The organism is Polaromonas sp. YR568, from assembly GCF_943371715.1.
Lineage (GTDB): Bacteria > Pseudomonadota > Gammaproteobacteria > Burkholderiales > Burkholderiaceae_C > Polaromonas.
In genome coordinates this window covers 1-22,017 of the sequence record NZ_CALRVW010000002.1, presented here as the reverse complement: position 1 = coordinate 22,017, position 22,017 = coordinate 1, and the positions used below count along the sequence as shown (strand labels likewise).

Sequence of the window (22,017 nt, the reverse complement as noted above, 5' to 3'; positions counted from 1 at the left end):
GCCTGTGCAAGCAGTTTACATGCCGGGGCCCCTACCCGCACGCGTTGCCCGCTTGGCCGGTGTCCGCGAATTCCGGAAAAAGCGCCGAAATCAGCAAAAAGAGCCTGGATGGACGTCCATTCCCGTCAGACTTGCGCTGCCACCAGGGTCTGGGTGTAAGGGTGTTGCGGCCGCTCCAGCACCTCGTCCACGCTGCCGGCTTCCAGCACCTCGCCGTCCTTGAGCACCATGACCTGGTGCGCCATGGCCCGGATCACGTCCACGTCGTGGGTGATCAACAGGTAGCTCAGGCCACGCTCGCGCTGGAGTTTTTGCAGCAGCTGGAGCACCTGTTTCTGGATGGTCACGTCCAGGGCGCTGGTCGGTTCGTCCAGCACCAGCAACTGGGGCTGGATGATCAGGGCCCGGGCAATGGCCAGCCGCTGGCGTTGCCCGCCTGAAAACTCATGCGGGTAGCGCTGCAGTAACCCCGGGAACTGCGCTTCGCTCATGCCCACTTCCGCCAGCGACTGCAGCACCTGCGCGCGCCGCTGGCCGGCGGACAGCCCCGGCTCGTGCACGCGCAGGCCTTCACCGACGATTTCCTCGACCGTCATGCGCGGCGACAGCGAGGAAAACGGGTCCTGGAACACCACCTGCACCGCGCGGCGGATGCGTTTGTTGCTGGCGGCATCCTTGCTCCATGCCTGGCCCGCCGCCAGCAACTGCCCCTGGTGCGGATGCAGGCCCAGCGCGGCCAGGGCCAGCGTGGATTTGCCGGACCCGGACTCACCGATCACCCCCAGGGTCTGGCCGGCGGGAATCTGGAAACTGGCGCCATGGAGGGCCACAAACTCGCCCTTGCGAAACCAGCCGCGCACCCCGCGAATCGGCAGCGGGTACGTCACCCGCAGGTCGCTGGCCTGCAGGACGGCGGCGGCAGCAGGATCGACCCGGCCCTGCGCCACGTCGCGGACCGGCCGGCTGTCGATCAGCTTGCGGGTGTAGGCATGCTGCGGCTGGTCGAACACCTGCGCCACCGGCCCGGTCTCCACAATGCGTCCGTCCTCCATCACCGCAATGCGGTCGGCAAAGCGCCGCACCAGGTTCAGGTCGTGGGTGATCAGGAGGACCGCCATGCCATTGCGCTGCTGCAGCCCGGTCAGCAGGTCCAGGATCTGCGTGCGCAGCGTCACGTCCAGTGCCGTGGTCGGCTCGTCGGCCAGCAGCAGTTTGGGCTGGCAGGCCAGCGCCATGGCAATCATGGCGCGCTGGCGCTGGCCGCCCGACAGCTGGTGCGGGTAGGAACCAGCACGCCGGGCGGCCTCGGGGATGCCGGTATCCGCTAGCAATTTGATAGCTGCCTGCGCAGATTCGACGGGCGTCATGGCCTTTTTCAGCTGCAAGACTTCGGCGATCTGCTCACCCACGGTGAACAGCGGGTTCAGGGCCGTCATCGGCTCCTGGAAGATCATCGCGATGTCCTGGCCGCGGATGCCGCGCAAGGCCCGCTCGGGCAGGGACAGCAAGTCCACCGGCCCCTCCTGCGCGGCGAAAGCCGCCTCGCCACTGATGGCAGCGTTCTGCACGAGGCGCAGCAGGCTCAGCGCGGTGACGGTTTTTCCGGAGCCCGACTCCCCGACCAGCGCGAGTTTTTCCCCGGGCTGGATGGAAAAATCGATGCCACGCATGACCTCCTTGCCCGCAAAAGACACGCGCAGGTTGTTGACCTCAAGAAGACAGGACACGTCCGTGCCCGGCGTGGGGGCCGTCGAACGCAGCGAAGGGCCGCCCCGAGCAAGTTCAGCCTCCTCGGGGGGCAGCGACGACACGTCAGTGCGGAGCGTGGGGGCCGTCATTTATCTGCCTTCCGGGGGTCCAGCGCATCCCGCAGCGCATCGCCCATGAAGGTCAGCAGCAGCAGGGTCAGCACCAGCACCGCGAAAGTCGACAGGGATATCCACCAGGCGTCGATGTTGGCCTTGCCCTGGTTCAGCAACTCGCCCAGCGAGGGTGTACCGGGCGGCACGCCCAGGCCCAGGAAATCGAGCGAGGTCAGCGCCAGAATCGCGGCGCTCATGCGAAAAGGCAGAAAGGTGACCACCGGTGTCAGGCTGTTGGGCAGGATGTGGCGCCACATGATCTGCAGGTTGCCGACGCCCAGCGCGCGCGCCGCGCGCACGTAGTCCATCTGGCGGTTGCGCAGAAACTCGGCGCGTACATAGTCGGACAGGCCCATCCAGCCGAACAGGCTCAGCAGGAGCAGGAGCACGGCCACGCTGGGCGCAAAAATCGCGCTGAAAATGATCAGGAGGTACAGCTCGGGCATGGAGCCCCAGATTTCGATGAAACGCTGGAAGGCCAGGTCGGTTTTGCCACCCACATAACCCTGCACCGCTCCAGTGATGATGCCGACCACCACACCGATCAGCGTCAGCGCCAACCCGAACAGCACGCTGAGGCGGAAACCGTAGATCAGCTGGGCCAGCAGGTCGCGCCCGCGGTCGTCGGTGCCGAACAGGTTGTCGCGCGACGGCGCCGACGGATTGGGCTCTTTCGCAAAATAGTTGATGGTGCGCGGGCCGTAGGGATTGAGCGGATAAACCGACCAGTTGCCCCCTTCCCTGAGTTTGGCGCGGACAAAGGGATCGAGGTAATCGGTCGGGGTGTCGAAATCCCCGCCAAAGGTTTTCTCCGAATAGTCCCGGACCAGCGGGAAGTAGAACGCCCCCTCGTAACGCACCAGCAGCGGCCTGTCGTTGGACAAGACCTCGGCAAACAGGCTCAGCACCACCAGCACGCAGAAAATCACCAGGCTGCGGTAGCCCAGCTTGTTGCGCCGGAAGCGCTGCCAGGCCCGTCTGGAGGGCGATGCGGAAAGGGGCGAGGCAGGGACCGTCATGACTCAATCAAACTTCACGCGGGGATCAACCCAGACATAACAGAGATCGGAGACCAGCTTGGTCAGCAGACCGATCAGCGTGAACAGGTACAGCGTGCCCAGCACCACCGGGTAGTCGCGCCGGATCACGCTTTCGTAACTCAGCAGGCCCAGGCCGTCGAGCGAAAACAGGGTTTCGATCAGCAGCGACCCGGTGAAAAAGGCGCCGATGAAGGCCGACGGGAAACCGGTGATGATGGGGATCAGCGCATTGCGGAACACGTGTTTCCAGAGCACCTGGCGCTCGGACAGGCCTTTGGCCCGGGCCGTCAGCACGTACTGCTTGCGGATTTCCTCGAGAAAGGAGTTTTTGGTCAGCACCGCCGTGACCGCAAAACTGCCCAGCACCATGGCCGTGACCGGCAAGGTGATGTGCCACAGGTAGTCGGTAATGCGCGCGCCCCAGCTCAAGGTTTCCCAGTTCGACGAGGTCAGCCCGCGCAAGGGAAACCACTGCAGCTGCCCGCCAAAAATCACGAGCAGCGCCACGCCCAGCACAAAGCCGGGAATGGCGTAACCGACCAGCACGATCAGCGTGGTGACGAAGTCAAAACGCGAGCCGGCACGCACCGCCTTGGCCACGCCGAGCGGCACGGCGATCAGGTAGCTGATGAAAAAGGTCCAAAGACCGAGGCTGATGGACACCGGCAGCTTTTCCTTGACCAGCTGCCAGACGTCCTTGTGCTGGTAAAAACTCTTGCCGAGGTCAAACCGCGCGAACTGCCCCAGCATCTGGAAAAAGCGCTCGTGCACGGGTTTGTCAAAGCCGTACAGCGCCCTGATTTCCTCGATGCGCTGCGCGTCCAGGCCCTGGCGCCCGCGGTAGCCGGAGCCGGTGGCCGCCGCCCGCTCGCCGCCCGAATCGCGCCCCTGCAGTTGCGCCACCATCTGCTCGACCGGGCCGCCGGGCACGAACTGCACCATGGCGAAGGTCAGCAGCAGCACCCCCAGCAGGGTGGGAATCATCAGCAGCAGGCGTTTGAGGATGTAGCTGGCCATTATTTGTTCGTGCTGGAAGCCCACCAGGTGCTCATGGCCCAGGTGTCGGCCTGGTAATAAGGCGGAATCACGGGAGGAAGAACAAAAGGCGCAGGCCGGTAGCCGATCAGGAAAGCATCGCCGTAGTACTGTGGCACCGAGTAAAAGCCGTGTGTCAGCACCCGGTCCAGCGCACGCATGGCGGCGCCCAGTTCGGGCCGGGTTCTGGCGGTGACCACCTTTTGCAGCAAGGCATCGACCGCCGGGTCGGCAATGCCCCAGACATTCGAGGAGCCCGGCGTCTTCGCCGCCTCCGAGCCGAAACGCTCCAGCAGCTCACTGCCCGGCGCGGTCGAGCCCGGCAACCGCAAGGTCGTGACCTCGAAATCGAACGCGTCCATCTTCTGCTTGGACAGGGAGAAGTCGACCACCCGGTAAGTCATGGTGATGCCCAGCTTTTCCAGCGCCTTCTGGAAAGGCCCGACGATGCGCGCCAGCGAGGGCTGGTCGTTGAGGAACTCCATCGTGAAGGCCTCGCCTTTGGCATTGCGCAGCGCGCCATCCCGGTAGGTCCAGCCGGCTTCGCGCAGCAGCGCCTGGGCCTGACGCAGGTTCTGCCGCAGGCTGCCCGGTGGCGTGGTGGTGGGCGCCACCGGCACGGCGCCAAACACTGCGGGGCTGAGCCTGGCGCGCAGCGGCTCCAGCAGCGCCAGTTCGTCGGGCTTGGGCAACCCCTCGGCATGAAACTCGCTGTTCGGGAAATAGCCGTTGACACGTTTGTAGATGCCGTAGAACAGCTGGCGGTTCATCCATTCGAAGTCCATGGCCAGCCCGATCGCCTGGCGCACGCGCACATCCTGGAATTTTTCCTTGCGCAGGTTGAACACATAGCCCTGGAAGTCGCCGGGATTGCGGTTTTCGAAAGCACGCTTGACGAGTTCGCCCGAGGTGAACTGCTTGCCGGTGTACTGGCGCGCCCAGTTGCGTGAGATGAACTCGCGCATGAAGTCGTATTCACCGGCTTTCAGGCCCTCAAAACGCGAGGTTTCGTCGAGGTAGATCTTGAAGGTGATGCGGTCGAAGTTGAACTGCCCCTTGCGGCTGGGCAAGTCGGCGCCCCAGTAGGCCGGGTCGCGGACATAGGTGATATCGCGCCCCATGGCCGTGCTGGCGGGTTTGTAGGGGCCGGAGCCTATCGGCAGGTCGGACACAATTTTGTCAAACGGCTTGCCGCCGCCCCAGGCACGGCTGAACACCGGCATGCCGCCGACGACCAGCGGCAACTCGGGGTTGGGCACCGCAAAATCAAAACGCACCAGTCGTTCGGAGAGCACCTGCACGCCCTTGACCTCGGCATAAATACTGCGGTATTGCGGCGCGGCCAGCTTGCCGGTCAACTGGGTGAACGAATGCAGCACATCGGCTGCCAGCACCGGCGAGCCGTCCTGAAAACGCGCCTTGGGATGCAGGCGGAAGGTGGCCGACAGCCGGTCCGGCGCCACCGCGACGTCGTCGGCCAGCAGCCCGTAGGCGGTGGTCGGCTCCTCGGCGTTGCCGGTCAACAGGCTCTCGATCATCAGCATGCCGATGCCGTAGGGCGCGGTGCCGCGCAGCGTGAAGGGGTTGAACTTGTCGAAGTTGGTGGGCCGGGTCGGCGGCACCATGCGGATCTCTCCCCCCTTGGGTGCGGCGGGGTTGACGTAATCGAAGTGGGTGAAGCCCGGCGGGTACTTGATGTCGCCGAACTGCGCGTAGGCGTGGGCCGCCCAGGACGCCGGCGCCAGGCAGACCAGAACGGCCATCATCAAGGCCCGCAAAAACAACAAATCCCGCATGCGACAATTCTGCACTACTTAAGTTGGCAAAGAGCGCCATGCACGCAGCGCGCCCTTGGCCAGTTCACTCGCACTTACTGGAGCACAACGCATGGGCACACCCACGGGATTTCTCACCGGCAAAAAACTGTTGATCACGGGCGTCCTGTCCAACCGGTCCATCGCTTACGGCATTGCCAAGGCCTGCCATGCCCAGGGGGCCGAACTGGCCTTCAGCTATGTGGGTGAACGTTTCAAGGACCGCATCACCGAATTTGCCGCCGACTTCGACTCCAAGCTGATTTTTGACTGTGACGTCGGTGACGATGCGCAGATCGCCGCCTTGTTTGCGGACCTGTCCAAGACCTGGCCGACCTTTGACGGCTTTGTGCACAGCATCGGTTTCGCGCCGCGCGAAGCGATCGCGGGGGATTTCCTCGAAGGCCTGACACGCGAGGGCTTCAAGATTGCCCACGACATCAGCGCCTACAGTTTTCCGGCCATGGCCAAGGCCGCCCTGCCCCACCTCAACCCCAAGTCGGCCCTGCTGACCCTGACCTACCTGGGCGCCCAGCGCACCATTCCCAACTACAACACCATGGGCCTGGCCAAGGCCAGCCTGGAAGCCAGCGTGCGTTACCTGGCCGAGTCGCTGGGCCCCAAAGGCATGCGCGTCAACGGCATCAGCGCCGGCCCGATCAAGACACTGGCGGCCAGCGGCATCAAGGACTTCGGCAAGTTGCTGGGCATGGTGGCTGCGGCCTCGCCGCTACGGCGCAATGTCACCATCGAGGACGTGGGCAATGTGGCCGCCTTCCTGCTGTCCGACCTGGCATCCGGCGTGACCGCCGAAATCACCTATGTGGACGGCGGCTTCAGCCACACGGCCGGCATCGGCCGCGAGCCCGAGGCGAGCTGAACCGGCCCAGGGGCCACACAGCGGCCGCACACGCCCAAGCTGCTTTTTTGAAGCCAAACACGGCCCGGGCCCTTGATACACGGGCGCCAGCAGCTATCCAAAAGTGAGCATGCGGGGCCTGAACCCGCGGCTCAGGCGCGGCGCCAGTACTCATACGTCCACGCGGTGTCAAAGCCCGCGCGCCGGTACAGTGCGCGTGCGGCGGTGTTGCCTGCCTCCACCTGCAGAAAGACCCGCGCCATGCCCCTTGCCTGCGCGGCGTCCGCCAGCCCGGCCAGCACCCGGCCGGCCAGTCCGCGCCCGCGGCTGCCTGCGGCGGTGCGCATGCCGTGGACGCTGACCCAGCCGTGGCCAAACGCCGCCACACCGCCCGCGAGCACCTGGCCGCCCTCACGAACGCTGGCATACACCGAGCCCTGCGCCCGACCCAGTGCCCGGACCCGGCAGGCGCCGTCCACCGGGTCGAAGCCCGCTCCGAGGAAAAGCGCGGTCCAGGCGGCATCCGGCGCCATGGCGATCTCTGCGGGTGGTTGGGACGAGACCTCGCGCATACGTGGCACCGTGCCGATCTGCACCAGCGTGGGCTGGTCGGCGCTGTAGCCGCGCTGGCGCAGTTCATGGCGCAGGCTGTCAAAACAGTCGGCGGTGGTCAGCCGAAACACTGCCTAAAGGCCGTGCGCCGCGTAATACGCCTCGATGCGGCCGAGCACGCCCGGCTCGGCGTGTGCATGCTGCAGCGGCACGGCGCTTCGGGCGCGACGTATGGTGCCGTGGTCGACCGGCAACAGCCAGCCTTCGTGCGCCTCCACGGTATCGGGCGCCACGGCGGCCAGGGTGGCCTGTTCTATGGAAGCAACATCAAGGGTGTTCATGAATGGCGTTTGTAGTGGTTCAGACTTGCCCCCAACCCGGACCCGGCAGCACAATCGTCAGCCGCCCTCCGGAAACAAAAAACGGAAAGCCCCAATACGACTTTTGATAGCTGCCCGCGCCCTGGCTTCGGGCGCCAGCGGCATGAATCATGCAGTAAATCCAGCGACATGATGGCACCTTCACACCCCAGCTTCACCTTCTCCCGCGCGCGCAGCGTTTTCCTTCGCCGCTTTGCGCTGCCCGCGTTGCTGGCTGGGGCGGCCCTGCTGGCCCCTGCCCTGACGGCCTCGGCCGGCACCAGCCCGTCGCTGATGCTCGCCAATGTCTACCACCCCGGCATCGCGCTGCAGGACTACTGGGTCAGTGAAAAACTCGACGGTGTGCGTGGTTACTGGAATGGGGAAAAACTGCTCACCCGCGGCGGCGAACGCATCGCCGCCCCGGCCTGGTTCACCGCGGGCTGGCCCAGGCAGCCGCTGGACGGCGAGTTGTGGGCCGGCCGGGGCCAATTTTCCAAAGCGGTTTCCACCGTGCGCCAGCAAAGCCCGGACGACGCCGCGTGGCGTGCCATGCGTTTCATGGTGTTCGACCTGCCCACCCAGGCCGGGACTTTTTCCGAGCGGATCCCGGTGCTCCATGGGGTGGTCAGCCGCATCGACCAGCCCTGGGTGCAGGCGGTGGCGCAGTCCCGGGTGGCCAGCCATGCGGAACTCCAGCGCCTGCTGGCCAAAACCGTCAAACTGGGTGGTGAAGGACTGATGTTGCACCGCGGCGCCTCGCTTTACCAGGGCCTGCGCAATGACGACCTGCTCAAGGTCAAGACCCATGAAGATGCGGAAGCCCGCGTGCTGGCCCACCTGCCGGGCCAGGGCAAACATGCGGCGGCCCTGGGCGCGCTGCTGGTCGAAACCGTGGGCGCGGACAACAGCCGCCCGGGTAAACGCTTCAAGCTGGGCACCGGCTTCAGCGACGAACAGCGGCGCCAGCCGCCGCCCTTGGGCAGCATCGTCACCTACCGCTTTCGCGGCCTGAACGACAGCGGTGTGCCGCGCTTTGCGAGCTTCCTGCGGGTCCGGGAGGACATGGCGCCGGCCCGGCCCTGAATGCCGCTGCAGCGGGCGGCGCCTTGCCTACTCCTTCACGCAGTCGGCGTAGTAGTGCTTCTTGCCGTCGGCGTCTTCGATTTCAACCAGGCCATGAATGTCGGTCTCGAAACCCGGGCACTGCGCGTTGAACTCGCGTGAGAACTTCAGGTAATCGACGATCTTCTTGTTGAACACCTCTCCGGGAATCAGCAGCGGAATGCCCGGCGGGTAAGGCGTGACCAGCCCGACCGTGATGCGGCCTTCGAGGTGGTCGATTTCCACCCGCTCGGTCTTGTGCAGCGCGATGTGCGCGTAGGCGTCGCTGGGCTTCATGGCCGGCGTCAGGTCGCTCAGGTACATGTCGGTCGTCAGGCGCGCGATGTCGTACTTGGCGTAAAGCGCGTGGATGTGCTGGCACAGGTCGGCCAGGCCCATTTTTTCGTACCGCGGGTACTTCTGGCAGAACTCCGGCAGGATGCGCCACATCGGCTGGTTCTTGGCGTAGTCGTCCTTGAACTGCTGCAGCGCCGTCAGCATGCTGTTCCAGCGGCCCTTGGTGATGCCGATGGTGAACATGATGAAAAAGCTGTAGAGACCGGTCTTCTCCACCACCACGCCGTGCTCGGCCAGGAACTTGGTCACGATGCTGGCCGGAATCCCGGTTTTGGCGAACTTGCCGTTCAGGTCCATGCCGGGTGTGACAACGGTGGACTTGATCGGGTCCAGCATGTTAAAGCCGGTCGCCATCTTGCCGAAGCCGTGCCAGTTGACGCCGGCCTTGGCATTCTTGGACTCGCCCTTGATGATCCAGTCATCCGAGCGGCCAATGCCCTCGTCCACCAGCTTCTCGGGGCCCCAGACCTTGAACCACCAGTCGTCGCCGTATTCCTCATCGACCTTGCGCATCGCGCGGCGGAAGTCCAGCGCCTCGGCAATGCTTTCCTCGACCAGGGCGGTGCCGCCGGGCGGTTCCATCATGGCCGCGGCCACGTCGCAGCTGGCGATGATGCTGTACTGCGGACTGGTACTGGTGTGCATCAGGTAGGCCTCGTTGAAGAGGTGCCTGTCGAGCTTGACGGTCTGCGAGTCCTGCACCAGCACGTGGCTGGCCTGGCTGATGCCGGCCAGCAGCTTGTGGATGGACTGCGTGGCATACACCATGGCCTGCTTGGGCCGTACGCGTTTTTTCCCCATCGCGTGGTAGCTGCCGTAAAACGGGTGGAAGGCCGCGTGCGGCAACCAGGCCTCGTCGAAATGCAGGTTCTCGACATAGCCGTCGAGCATGCCCTTGATGGTTTCGGTGTTGTACAGCACACCGTCGTAGGTGGACTGGGTGATGGTCAGCACACGCGGCTTGACCTTCTTGGCGTCCACGCCCTTGAGCAGCGGGTTGGCCTTGATCTTGGCCTGGATGGAGGCCGGCTCGAACTCTTCCTTCGGAATCGGCCCGATGATGCCGAAGTGGTTGCGCGTCGGCTTGAGGAACACCGGAATCGAGCCGGTCATGATGATCGCGTGCAGGATGGACTTGTGACAGTTGCGGTCCACCACCACCACGTCGCCGGGCGCCACGGTATGGTGCCAGACCATCTTGTTCGAGGTGGACGTGCCATTGGTCACGAAAAAGCAGTGGTCGGCATTGAAAATACGGGCGGCATTGCGCTCCGAGGCGCCCACCGGGCCGTCATGGTCCAGCAGCTGGCCGAGTTCCTCGACCGCATTGCAGACGTCGGCGCGCAGCATGTTCTCGCCGAAAAACTGGTGGAACATCTGCCCGACCGGGCTCTTCAGGAAAGCCACGCCGCCGGAATGCCCCGGGCAGTGCCAGGAGTAGGAACCGTCTTCTGCGTAGTCGAGCAGCGCCTTGAAAAACGGCGGCTGCACGCCCTCGAGGTAACTCTTGGCCTCGCGGATGATGTGGCGCGCCACGAACTCGGGCGTGTCCTCGAACATGTGGATGAAACCATGCAGTTCGCGCAGGATGTCATTGGGGATGTGGCGCGAGGTCTTGGTCTCGCCATACACGTAGATCGGCACATCCAGGTTCTTGCGCCGCACTTCCTCGATGAAGTGGCGCAGGTTCACCACCGCGGGGTCCAGATCCGGGCCGGGCGTGAATTCTTCGTCGTCAATCGACAAAATGAAGGCGCTGGCACGGCTTTGCTGCTGCGCAAACTGCGACAGGTCGCCGTAGCTTGTCACGCCCAGCACCTCAAAACCCTCGGTTTCTATGGCTTGCGCCAGTGCGCGAATGCCCAGACCGGAGGTGTTTTCGGAGCGGAAGTCTTCGTCAATGATGACGATGGGAAAACGGAATTTCATCAAAAGGCCTTTGCCTGGAGCTGCCAAAAAAAACGAATCAGGGCCGAAGTGTAAGGATATTTGCGGCCAGCGGCGTCCGCTTGGCCTTTCCCGTCGGGTTTAAGAACCTGTTCTATGCTCGCCGGGGATGTTTGTGGCCCAAAATGTAGCTTTTAGGAAACGAAGGAAACGTGACATGACAACCATGGCCGATTCGACGATTTGGTGGCTGCTGGCGGGTGCCGCCGTGGCGCTGGAGCTGGTCACAGGTACGTTTTACCTGCTGATGCTGGCCGTTGGCATGACGGCAGCGGCGCTGGCGGCCCATCTGGGTGCTTCCGTCATGGTGCAGATCGTGGTCGCTGCCGTGGTCGGCGGCGGCGCCGTGGTGGCCTGGCACTGGAAACGCAGCAAGAGCCCCAAACCCGCCCAGGCCAATGCCAACCGGGATGTGCAGATGGATATTGGCGAAACCGTGCATGTGGAGCAATGGAACGACGATGCCACCGCCACCGTGAAATACCGCGGCGCCCAATGGACGGTGGAGCTCGCCGACCATGATGCAGCGCCCCAGCCCGGCCTCTTCAAGGTCAGAAAACTCAACGGCAACCGCCTGGTGGTCGGCAAACTGTGAGAAAGTGCACGGTCTGATGCCCGGCAGCTGATGCTGCCCCTGTTTTTGTTTTTTACGGAGAAACTCATGGAAATTGCACTCGTCATCCTGGTGATTGCCGTCATTTTTATCGCGCGCAGCATCAAGGTCGTGCCCCAACAAAACTCATGGGTGGTCGAGCGCCTGGGCAAATACCACGCCAGCCTGACACCGGGTCTCAATTTCCTGATCCCTTTCATTGACCGCGTGGCCTACAAACACTCGCTCAAGGAGATTCCGCTCGATGTTCCCAGCCAGGTCTGCATCACGCGCGACAACACCCAGCTGCAGGTGGATGGCATCCTGTATTTCCAGGTCACCGACCCGATGCGCGCCAGCTACGGCTCGTCCAACTACATCGTGGCCGTCACGCAACTGGCCCAGACCTCGCTGCGCAGCGTGATCGGCAAGCTCGAACTCGACAAGACCTTCGAGGAACGCGACATCATCAACGCCCAGGTCGTGGCCGCCATCGACGAGGCCGCGCTGAACTGGGGTGTCAAGGTGCTGCGTTACGAGATCAAGGACCTGACGCCGCCGAAGGAAATCCTGCATGCCATGCAGTCGCAGATCACCGCCGAACGTGAAAAACGCGCCCTGATCGCCGCCTCCGAAGGCCGCCGCCAGGAACAGATCAACATCGCCACCGGTGAACGCGAGGCCTTTATCGCCCGCTCCGAAGGTGAAAAACTCGCCGCCATCAACAATGCGCAGGGTGAGGCCGCCGCCATCACTGCTGTGGCAGACGCCACCGCCCAAGCCATCGAACGTATTGCCGCCTCGATCCGCCAGCCCGGCGGTGAAATGGCGGTACAGCTCAAGGTCGCCGAAAAAGCCGTCGAAGCCTACTCGCGCGTGGCCGCCGATGCCAAGACCACCCTGATTGTTCCCAGCAACATGACCGAGGTCTCGGCCCTGATCACCTCGGCCATGACCATGGTGCAGTCCACCCGGGCCGCTTGATCCGCATCCCCAGAAGGCACACGCATGAGCGCCATGAACGTCCTCGGCACGGAGCTGGTCCCCTGCTCCTACGACCCGCTGACCGGTTATTTCCGCGACGGCTGCTGCAACACCGACGAGTCTGACTCGGGTTCGCACCTCGTCTGCGTCAAGGTGACCAGCGACTTTCTGGCGTTTTCAGCAGCCAGGGGCAACGACCTGGTGACACCGCGGCCCGAGTACCGCTTTGCCGGTCTCAAGCCCGGCGACCGCTGGTGCCTGTGCGCCAACCGCTGGCGCGAGGCCCTCGAAGCCGGCTTTGCGCCACCCGTGATTCTGGAGTCCACTCACCTCAAGGCACTGGAGTTCGTGACACGGGCGCAACTGGAAAAACACCGATTTCACAGCGCGCTTCACTGATCAGTGCCATCTGACGTGCCGCGCACTGCTACAATGTGAGGCTTCGCGGAAAGGTGGATGAGCGGTTTAAGTCACACGCCTGGAAAGCGTGCGTGGGGTTATACCCACCGCGGGTTCGAATCCCGCCCTTTCCGCCAGATAGTCAATGAACAAGCGCCTTTCGGGGCGCTTTTTCATTTCTTCTACCATCGCCTCTACCAATGAATGAAGTGGTTGAAATCTGAGGCGCTGACGCTAGCCATTCATGAAGGTGTCAGACCGATTGTCAACTTTCGAATGGCGTCCGCTTCGCAACAGGACTGGGAACATGTCAATGGCGATCCTTGAAGCTCGGGTTTGATGTTTGCATCCTTCAGCGTCCATTCGCCTCGATCAAAGAGTCTGTAGATACACCGTTAAGATCATTAGGTAGGGTCGAAGCGGGAGAGGACCATCTTCTGCTGACGACGATCTGAGCCATTCACAATAAAAAATTGGAGCCTAAGTGTCCCGACTTACCGACTTGATTGCTCAGGCCAAGGCTAGAGATCCGCAAATGGGTGCCGATCTGGACCGCGAGTTCAAGGTACTGTCGTCCCGTCTACCTTTTGGTTTGAACTTTGAACGCCACAGCCCGGAGGTGGTAGAACTACCTCAGCGGGTCATTCGCAAGGGCGACAAGGTGCGCGTGCTGCCGCCACGGGGAGCGACGAAGAAAGGCGACCCGCGGCTGTGGCAGGTCAAGAATATCCGTAAAACAGATGACGGCAAATTGGCGGACCTGGAGCTTCTGCACGCTGCGGAAGTGGAAACGCAGGCTGTAGCGCTGGCTGACCTCGTGGTAGTGGCTGAGTTCCGGGACACGATCTACCCGGGTCTGGTGAGCACCGGCAAGGTGCAACGCGGGGGTGAAAAGCCGCACCACACTGTCATCAATGGTGAGAACTATCACGTCCTGAAGGCGCTGACCTACACGCACCGCGGTAAGGTGGATGCGATCTATATAGACCCGCCATATAACTCAGGCGCGAAGGACTGGAAATACAACAACGATTACGTAGAGAGGGATGACCAGTATCGTCACAGCAAATGGCTGGCAATGATGGAGCGGCGGTTCCTGGTGGCGAAGCAGTTGCTGAATCCGGCGGATTCGGTGCTCATCGTCACGATTGATGAAAAAGAGTATCTCAGGCTCGGTTTATTGCTTGAGCAGACTTTTCCAGAAGCTGGAATTCAAATGGTGAGTTCGCAAATCAACCCAGCGGCGGTCGCTCGTGCTGGTGCCTTCGGACGAAGCGACGAATACATCTATTTTGCTAAGTTTGGCAGCGCGGGACCAAAGCGAGTAGAACTTAACCGCGAGTGGGTTTCAGCAAAGGGGCGCACTCACAATGTAGTAGTTAGATGGGATTTGCTCAAGCGTTCTGGAAAAAAAGGCTCTAGCCGAAAAGATTCGCCCGGCTGCTTTTATCCAATCTATATCGATCCCGAAGGACCGAAGGTCGCAAAAATCGGCGAAGCCCTTCCGAATGATATCTCAGTGCCGAAGAACGTTCCAGGTACCGTAGCCGTACTGCCTATCCGCAAGGATACTTCCGAGGGCCGTTGGCAGTGGACTCCAGCAACCTTAAAGTCACGGCTTGCAGAAGGTCGGGTGAGGATTTCAGGGTCGATTGCCAAGGGCTTTACCGTTTCAATACTCAAGCCAGGCGAGTACAACAAAATTAAGAGTGGGGAAGTTGAAGTTACTGGTTATGGTGTCGATGGTTCCCTCATCGTGGAGGGCCAAGACGAGGGAAACTCAGTCCGAGCAATCCCATCGACTCAGTGGCGAATAACCTCACACGACGCTACTCAGTATGGAACTCGCCTTTTGGATGACTCATTCCTGCCGGGACGAGAATTTCCATACCCTAAATCGTTATATGCGGTCGAAGATGCGCTTCGCTTCTTTGTCGTGGGAAAGCCGGAAGCTGTGATTCTTGATTTCTTCTCTGGCTCCGGCACCACTGCTCACGCCATCATGCGTCTGAATCACCAGGACGGCGGGCGCCGGCAGTGCATTTCCGTCACCAACAACGAGGTCGCAGCGGGCGAACAGGAGACGCTGCGTAAGAAAAACCTTCGTCCCGGCGATGCCGATTGGGAAAAGCTCGGTATTTGCGATTACATCACCAAACCGCGTGTAGCCACGGCGATTACTGGCAAAACATTAGACGGCAAGCCTATCAAGGGTGACTACAAGTTCACCGACGAATTCCCGATGGCTGATGGCTTTGAGGAAAACGCCGAGTTCTTCACCCTGAGTTACGAAACGCCGGTTTCGATCAGCCACAACCGCGCCTTCGAGCGCATCGCGCCGTTGCTGTGGCTGCGTGCGGGCAGCCGTGGCCAGCGCATCGATAAGTTACCCGTCGAGGGATGGGCTGTGGTGGAGGCATATGGGCTGCTGGTGGAAGTCGATTCAGCCACTCCATTCATCAAGGCCTTGAACAAGGTCAAGGAGCTAAGTCTCGCCTACATAGTCACCGACGATGATCGCCGATTTCAGGCAATCGCCCGCCGCCTTCCAGCTGGGGTGGAACCGGTTCGGCTATACGAGTCGTACCTGAGCAATTTCAGCTTCACCAATGGTGAATAACAAGGGGGATGAGGGATGAAGTTCACGTTGAAAGACTATCAGGGCGATGCAGTCCGCGATGCTTTGTCCAATTTGAAGAAGGGACGCAAGGATTGGCATGACGGCGCCTATAGGAGTGCGTTTTCACTGACCGCTGTCACTGGTGCGGGCAAGACAGTGATGGCTGCCGCCGCCTTCGAGGCGCTGTTCCACGGCGACGACGAGTACGACTTTGATGCCGACCCCGGTGCTGTGGTGATTTGGTTCAGCGACGATCCTTCATTAAACGAACAGACCCGTTTTCGCCTGATGGAAGCCAGTGACCGCATTCGCCACACCGACTTAATGCCGGTGGAAACCACTTTTAACCAATCCAAATTCGCGGCCGGGAAGGTCTACTTCCTCAATACGCAGAAGCTGGGCAAGAACAGCCTGCTTGTGCGCGGCCATGACCCCGAAGTGTTAGAAGCCAAGGCTGGTACGCTGTTGCCGGAAACGCGGCCCGACCTACGCTCGCACACGATCTGGGACACCATACGAAACACCATTGAGGACCCTGATCTGACCCTGTATTTGGTGTTGGACGAAGCGCATCGTGGAATGGGAAACCTCAGTGCCGCGAACCAAAGCGCCAAGAGCACCATTGTTCAGCGGCTCATCAACGGGGCGCATGGAGTCCCGGGCATTCCGGTGGTGTGGGGCATCTCCGCGACCGTGGAGCGGTTTAAGAAGGCCATGGAAGGCGCCCAGAAGCGCATCACTTTGCCTGATGTGGTGGTGGATTCGGCCAAGGTTCAAGAATCAGGGCTGATTAAGGACACGATCATCCTGGACATGCCGAATGAAGTCGGAGATTTCGACACTGTGCTGGTGCGTCGTGCCACCGACAAGTTGAAGGAGTCTACCGAGGCGTGGGCCGAGTATGCCCTGCAGCAGGAAGAGCCTCAGACGGTTATTCCGCTGATGGTTTTGCAAGTACCAAATACGCCCGATCCGAACGAGATCGGTCGTGCTTTGGACACTATTTATCAACAATGGCCCGCCTTGCCCAGTGGTGCCGTAGCGCACGTCCTTGGAGATCACAGCACGCAGCAGTTCGGCAGCCGCCAAGTTCCCCATATCGCGCCGGAGCGCGTGCAGGAATCGACGTGGGTGCGTGTTCTGATTGCCAAGGACGCGATCAGTACCGGTTGGGACTGCCCTCGCGCAGAAGTGATGATTTCATTCCGGACTGCGACCGACCGTACCCATATCACGCAACTGCTGGGGCGCATGGTGCGTTCACCGCTGGCCCGCCGGATTCCTGGCAACGACCGCCTGAATACAGTGGATTGCCTTTTACCAAAGTTCAATGCCAAGACTGTGGGAGAGGTAGTAGATGCCTTGATGAGAGGCGATGACACCTTGCCGGCGCCCACGGGGCGCGTACTCGTCAACCCTGTAGAGATGAAGTCGAATCCCAAGGCGCCACAAGTAGTGTGGGACAAGTTCGAATCTCTCCCCTCGCAGACCCGCCCGCAACGCGGGGCCAAACCCGCTAAACGCTTGACGGCGTTGGCACACGAACTGGCATCAGATGACATTCTCGCAGGTGCGGGGAAAAAAGCGCATGCAGCCATGCACGCTGTGCTGGACAAGTTCCAGGAAAGTGAAAAGGCAAAGATCGAGGCAAAGCGGAAGGCCGTGATGACGGTTGACGGAAAGACGCTGGTGGCCGACCTGAAAGGCAAATCCAAGAGCTTTGATGAATTCTGGGAGGAAGCCGACATTGCGGTAATTGATGACGCCTACCGGCGAGCGTCGCGCATATTCAGTCCTGACATATCCCGTACCTACGTCGATGCAATAGCTTACCGGGAAGCGGCTCCGGAAAATGCTGATGAGTTCGAAGAGGCCCTTGTCGAAGCTCGTGTTTCAGTCGCGGCACTTGGCATGGTGACAGAAGTGCAGGCCATCTTCGATGCTCAGGCGGACATAGTGGCTAAGGATTGGCTGGCGACTTACAACGGTGCCATCAAGGGGTTGTCGCACGATCGGCAGGAGTCCTACCGCCAGATCCGGGAGATGAGCGCCGAGCCCCAGGATGTGGATCTGGTGAAGCCGGAAAGCAGGTTCGAACCGACGAAGGCCCGTGAAAATGAAACAGAGACCGCCCTTCCCACCTATAAAAACCACCTGTTATGCGATGCGCAGGGCAACTATCCCGCGGAACTGAACAGCTGGGAAATGAAGGTGGTGGAATCCGAGATGAAGCGAGAAGGCTTCAGTTTCTGGTATCGCAACCCCCAACAACCTGGACAGTCATCGCTGGGTATTGCTTACCTCTCTGAAGATCAGTATGGGATTGTTCGCCCGGACTTCATCTTCTTTTCTACACTGGAGGATGGAACGGTGGTTGCCAATATTGTCGATCCGCATGGCCTCCACCTGGCTGATGCGTTACCTAAGCTGCAGGGGCTTGCTCTGTACGCCGAAACTCACGCCAATGCCTACGGACGCATTGAGTCTGTCGCAGAGGCGGGCGGAAAACTGCGTGTGCTTGATCTGACCAATGACCAAGTACGGGGAGCCATTGCGACCGCGAAGAATGCGGCGGGTCTTTTTAGTGGTACGTTAGCCAGGGACTACTGACGGTGGCGCGGTTAAATGCAGTAACCGTTGGCGCAATTAAGGGAGCTTAAGGATGGCAGGACCGATTATTCGACTCGACGCGGTAAAAATTCTAACCGGCCTATCGAAGTCAGCAATTTATGATCGGATGGACAAAAATTCTCCACGTTACGCCAAGGATTTTCCGAAATGCTTCGGCTTGGACGGAGGGGCCGTCGGGTGGTTCCTGTCAGACTTTGAGAAGTGGCAGCAGGCGCTCGCAGCCAAAGGCAGGAATGGCTCACCATCCAAAAAGAGCCCCTCCGCTCGCCGCGCGGACTCCGTTGCCAGGCAAGGTGCCTCGCCTACGGGGTCAACTGAGGCCCAAAAGCCGGCAAAGAAAGCCGATGCGCCCGGTAACCGTTCATTCAAACCTGCCAATGCACATGTGAAACCTCAGCAAGGCTCCAAGCCCCGGAGTTTGGCAGACGCCATCGTCCAGGGCAGCCTGATCAATGACCGTCTTCGTTACTTCCTGGAATTAACGACATGGACGCCTGCCATGGGCGCCCTGCTTATTTCAGGCATCGACGCGCCGCAGGACTGCACTGCGATCCCCGATCAAGGGGTTGGATTGGATGGTAAGTCACTGCACCCAAGCGATAGTCGGTTTTCCGAGGCTCGCCGCATTTTGCGGGACTGGCACGAGTGGCAGGAAGATGCGGGCGATCATTCCACCGAAATCGTGCCGGTTGGTTTTCTGAACTGGTGCCTTAGAGAAGAAATCAGCACCGAATGGCTGGGGCTATGCCTAGACCTCATCGGATTTACCGACCCCTCCAAAATCGACCTGACATCATCTCGATTCGCACTGCTAACGAGAAATTAGGCCCTCAAGCGTAAACGGCACCTCGCTCAAATACTCGTCAGCGACACGTGCCCGCGTACCCCGTAATGAGCAACCATGAATAAAATGCTGCGCCCCCGAATGTCCAAGCAGGCAACACAGGATCAGGCGCCCGCGCAATTGCCATTGAAAACCGGTCACACAGGCTCCCCGCCCTTAATGACCAAAACGCACTACTCGTTTGCCGAATCGCTCAGATTCATCAGATCCAAATTCCCAGAATTCAGCCGGGAAAACCTTCTGAACCACGGCTTTCAAGGCGATGTCAGTTTTGTAGTGCGAGTCCCACCCGACGTGTCGGTTCATCCATCGCACTACAGCCCACAGCAATATCTACAAGAGCGCAGACCGCACTTACTGTTGCTACATCCCTCAGCTTGCGACTTGATAGAGCGCAACGGCCTGATCCATTCAAATTTATTTCCGAGAGGTTATTGGACAAGTCCGATTGGCCAGCACGTTGAAGTGATACCAAATTATCACGTGAATAATTGGTCGCACGTTGGTTGGCAAACCGTTAAGGATGGTTCGGCTGTCGAAATTCCAATTACTGTTGCCGACCTGCTCATCACTCACAGCGAGCTTCTACTGTTTGCCGAACGAGTCAGATTGCGCGTCGATGACAAAGTCAGCCGATTCCAGCAACAAGTGATTGTCCAAAACACGGCAGCCCAGCTGGCAACAAAGCATTTTCAGTCGCTCAAGATGATTTCATCGAGCGTACCGGATTGTGCGCCAGTGGATTTACTTCGGCATGCCATACAAAGAAACGTACCACTGTTCGGTTTTATTCCGCCGGGGGCGACAGTCCGAAGCTCATTCATTCAAGATTTTAATAGCGGGGTCGAGTACTTCTTGCGGCCGCAATTTTTAGAATTGACCACGGCGGACTGCTTGACTATCTATAAAGAAGACAGTGCCGCAATAGCTGAATTTTCAGCGGGCTACATCACCGATCTTTACGGCGAACACAAGCGCATCGGTCCCCAAGATGAACGCAGTGGACTGCCTGCTGGCACGGCCTGGAAAATATTCGACGGCCTTCAACCTGCACACTTGACCTTGACCTGCCACGATCTTTACGCACTAGTTGCCAAGATACCAGAGCTGATTGCAACACCAGCAGAGCACGATCTGACAATTACAAAAGACTCGATAACGCGACTTCTGAATGACGGGTACATACGACTTGATCGGGCGGCCGAACTTATTAAACTTAATCACCCGGAGTGCACTGTTAATCACGTTCTGGAATTGAAGCAATTAGAAAAACTGGCTTTCGTCACGCTTGCACCGTGGGGTATTGAGGTCAAGCGAATCGGGAAACAGGATGAAAATGCCAAGCCAAACAACAACACTGACCTGCAGCTTCTAGACTTGGATAAAGATGCCTGCCGTAGTATCCAGCGCAGCGGCGAAGCTTATATTGGCATCTTCTCAAAAATATTCTTTCCTTATTATTCCCCATATGACTCTGTTGGTGAGCTCAATGGAGCTAACTCATATCTTTCAACTTACTACCAAGGTAAACCTCATCCAATAAAATTGAACGCGGATTGTCTGTTTATAAAACGACATCAAGTTCTCGAATTACTCGACCGGACCAACGTTTTTTGGGATCAAGTGACGTCAGCAGTTATAGAGAACCTTAAATGCAATATTGGCGATCTGAGTCAAGACAGAGGCGCTGCTTCTTCGTCGCCTGAATTGCAATCTGGTGAAATCCTTTTAAACAGCAGAGAAGTAATAAGTCGACTAAACATGAGCATGACAGCCTTGGCCTATTCATTCAAGGATGGGCATAAGTACTTTAAGAAGGGCTTTCCCAAACCCATCGAGAACGGAAAAAGGCGCCGCCAATGGAGAGAGTCCGACATAGAGACATATCAGCGCACGCTCCCCCAGTCCAACAAAAAGGAGTGTGTCGCCGCCGCCAGATCAGTAAGTGGTGCCCGGCTTTAAGGATGAGCGCGTTTCGCGATTTTTTGCGGGCACGGATCGAGTTGATACCAGAATTGACCGCTTTGTAGCCATCAATCATTCGGCAAACCAACAAAAGTTTACGATCAAAACAATCAATTCAGGCAAATGAACAATCAATCCTCTCGAATTTTAAGCGCAAGTCGATAAATATTCAATCAAATTAGGCGGTAAACCAACGAAATCGACCTGCAAATTTTGAGCAATTTGGCGAAAATAGTGCGCAATCACGAGCAGCAAACTTTCTTAAGTCATTGAATTACAGAGTATTTTTGCTTTTGGCGAAGGCCTGTCAGGACGGCACTTCCACAGAGTTTGCTGAGTGCGACTGATGCTTCTGACAGCGCGGTAGGCAATCGAAGACGTCATGAAGAACCGAGCATCTCGGCGACTGCCGTCCTTGTCATCGGTAATCCAATAATCCCCAGTTATGGTATTTGAATATTCCCCACCCATCTTTACCAAGGAAACAGAGATGGAAGAGGAAATGAAGAAGAGCGATCAGCGCGTCACGCGGCAGCCCAAGGGCTGCGACAGCACGACGGGGGTTACCGTGGAAGGTTTCAAACCCGACACGGAGGAATGCGTGGTAGACCAACAGAGGTGGACGGCGGTGCATGCGCGGCGGGCCGCGAGGGTGGCGATCTCCGCCATCGCGCGGGAGTTCGAGCTGGACCGCAAGACCGTCAGGGCAGTGCTGGCGCAGAAGGCCTGGCAGCCTTACCGGCGTTCAGTCAAGCGAGTGCGCGAGCTCGATGCACACCTGCCCTGGCTGGAGCAGCGAGCCGCGCAGGTGAATTACTCCGCGCGCATTCTGTACCAGGAGCTGAGCAGCCAGCGCGGCTTTGCGGGCTGCTACGAGACCGTCAAGGTGGCGGTACGCCCCTTGCTGTTGATTTCCACTAAATCCTGACCCCGGTTTTTCATTTAATTTTGACCCCACCTTTGGTGGAGTAGCCGGGCTACTCGATTGTGGATAAGTCTAACGTCGACGGTATTGTTTCTCCTTTCGGCTGTGCCTTCTTGCCCCGTGACTTG

General features: G+C 59.7%; 17 protein-coding genes and 1 tRNA gene. 11 read left to right on the top strand and 7 right to left on the bottom strand.

Features of this window, described 5'->3' with window-relative positions:
* Positions 1-125: 125 nt before the first annotated feature.
* The 4 genes from AAG813_RS01550 to AAG813_RS01535 all read right to left on the bottom strand — a co-directional run bounded on the left by AAG813_RS01550 (position 126) and on the right by AAG813_RS01535 (position 5,733).
* Positions 126-1,670: a dipeptide ABC transporter ATP-binding protein gene (locus AAG813_RS01550; RefSeq protein ID WP_341911599.1), complete on the bottom strand. Its 1,545-nt coding sequence runs from the start codon at positions 1,668-1,670 to the stop codon at positions 126-128.
* 164 nt (positions 1,671-1,834) lie between these two features.
* Positions 1,835-2,881, bottom strand: a complete 1,047-nt coding sequence (locus AAG813_RS01545) for an ABC transporter permease (RefSeq protein ID WP_341911130.1) — start codon at positions 2,879-2,881, stop codon at positions 1,835-1,837.
* Between the two features lie 3 nt (positions 2,882-2,884).
* On the bottom strand, positions 2,885-3,919 hold the full coding sequence (yejB, locus tag AAG813_RS01540; protein WP_096698866.1) for a microcin C ABC transporter permease YejB: 1,035 nt from the start codon (positions 3,917-3,919) through the stop codon (positions 2,885-2,887).
* Entirely contained in the window at positions 3,919-5,733 is a 1,815-nt protein-coding gene (locus AAG813_RS01535; RefSeq protein WP_341911127.1) for an extracellular solute-binding protein, read from the bottom strand. Before AAG813_RS01535 ends, yejB begins: the two co-directional genes overlap by 1 nt.
* Before the next feature lie 91 nt (positions 5,734-5,824).
* On the opposite strand from AAG813_RS01535, the gene fabI reads away from it, so the two are divergent.
* Complete coding sequence (fabI, locus tag AAG813_RS01530; RefSeq protein ID WP_341911125.1) at positions 5,825-6,631, top strand: enoyl-ACP reductase FabI; 807 nt, start codon at positions 5,825-5,827, stop codon at positions 6,629-6,631.
* Positions 6,632-6,762: 131 nt separating this feature from the next.
* On the opposite strand, the gene AAG813_RS01525 is transcribed toward fabI, so the two are convergent.
* On the bottom strand, positions 6,763-7,293 hold the full coding sequence (locus tag AAG813_RS01525; RefSeq protein WP_341911123.1) for a GNAT family N-acetyltransferase: 531 nt from the start codon (positions 7,291-7,293) through the stop codon (positions 6,763-6,765).
* Positions 7,294-7,296: 3 nt separating this feature from the next.
* Positions 7,297-7,503, bottom strand: coding sequence for a hypothetical protein (locus AAG813_RS01520; protein ID WP_341911120.1), 207 nt, complete (start codon positions 7,501-7,503; stop codon positions 7,297-7,299).
* Between the two features lie 168 nt (positions 7,504-7,671).
* Here AAG813_RS01520 and AAG813_RS01515 point away from each other — a divergent pair, with 168 nt between their 5' ends.
* A complete protein-coding gene (locus AAG813_RS01515) occupies positions 7,672-8,607 on the top strand; it encodes a DNA ligase (RefSeq protein WP_341911118.1) in 936 nt (311 codons plus the stop codon).
* A gap of 27 nt (positions 8,608-8,634) precedes the next feature.
* Here AAG813_RS01515 and AAG813_RS01510 read toward each other — a convergent pair whose 3' ends face one another.
* Positions 8,635-10,911, bottom strand: coding sequence for an arginine/lysine/ornithine decarboxylase (locus AAG813_RS01510; protein WP_341911116.1), 2,277 nt, complete (start codon positions 10,909-10,911; stop codon positions 8,635-8,637).
* 175 nt (positions 10,912-11,086) lie between these two features.
* On the opposite strand from AAG813_RS01510, the gene AAG813_RS01505 reads away from it, so the two are divergent.
* The 9 genes from AAG813_RS01505 to AAG813_RS01465 all read left to right on the top strand — a co-directional run bounded on the left by AAG813_RS01505 (position 11,087) and on the right by AAG813_RS01465 (position 21,892).
* The gene (locus tag AAG813_RS01505) at positions 11,087-11,524 is read left to right on the top strand and encodes an NfeD family protein (protein WP_341911115.1); all 438 of its coding nucleotides are present in this window, start codon (positions 11,087-11,089) and stop codon (positions 11,522-11,524) included.
* A gap of 66 nt (positions 11,525-11,590) precedes the next feature.
* Positions 11,591-12,505: a stomatin-like protein gene (locus AAG813_RS01500; protein WP_293594981.1), complete on the top strand. Its 915-nt coding sequence runs from the start codon at positions 11,591-11,593 to the stop codon at positions 12,503-12,505.
* 24 nt (positions 12,506-12,529) lie between these two features.
* Positions 12,530-12,904, top strand: coding sequence for a DUF2237 domain-containing protein (locus AAG813_RS01495; protein ID WP_341911111.1), 375 nt, complete (start codon positions 12,530-12,532; stop codon positions 12,902-12,904).
* Positions 12,905-12,951: 47 nt separating this feature from the next.
* Positions 12,952-13,041 (top strand) — tRNA-Ser (locus AAG813_RS01490).
* A 398-nt stretch (positions 13,042-13,439) separates the two neighbouring features.
* Complete coding sequence (locus AAG813_RS01485) at positions 13,440-15,524, top strand: DNA methyltransferase (RefSeq protein ID WP_341911109.1); 2,085 nt, start codon at positions 13,440-13,442, stop codon at positions 15,522-15,524.
* 15 nt (positions 15,525-15,539) lie between these two features.
* Positions 15,540-18,134 (top strand): DEAD/DEAH box helicase family protein, encoded by a 2,595-nt coding sequence (locus tag AAG813_RS01480; protein ID WP_341911107.1) that lies wholly within the window; start codon positions 15,540-15,542, stop codon positions 18,132-18,134.
* 52 nt (positions 18,135-18,186) lie between these two features.
* Positions 18,187-18,981: an AlpA family phage regulatory protein gene (locus AAG813_RS01475; protein ID WP_341911106.1), complete on the top strand. Its 795-nt coding sequence runs from the start codon at positions 18,187-18,189 to the stop codon at positions 18,979-18,981.
* 75 nt (positions 18,982-19,056) lie between these two features.
* Positions 19,057-20,961: a hypothetical protein gene (locus tag AAG813_RS01470; protein WP_341911104.1), complete on the top strand. Its 1,905-nt coding sequence runs from the start codon at positions 19,057-19,059 to the stop codon at positions 20,959-20,961.
* A 493-nt stretch (positions 20,962-21,454) separates the two neighbouring features.
* The gene (locus tag AAG813_RS01465; protein WP_341911102.1) at positions 21,455-21,892 is read left to right on the top strand and encodes a hypothetical protein; all 438 of its coding nucleotides are present in this window, start codon (positions 21,455-21,457) and stop codon (positions 21,890-21,892) included.
* Positions 21,893-22,017 lie beyond the last annotated feature (125 nt).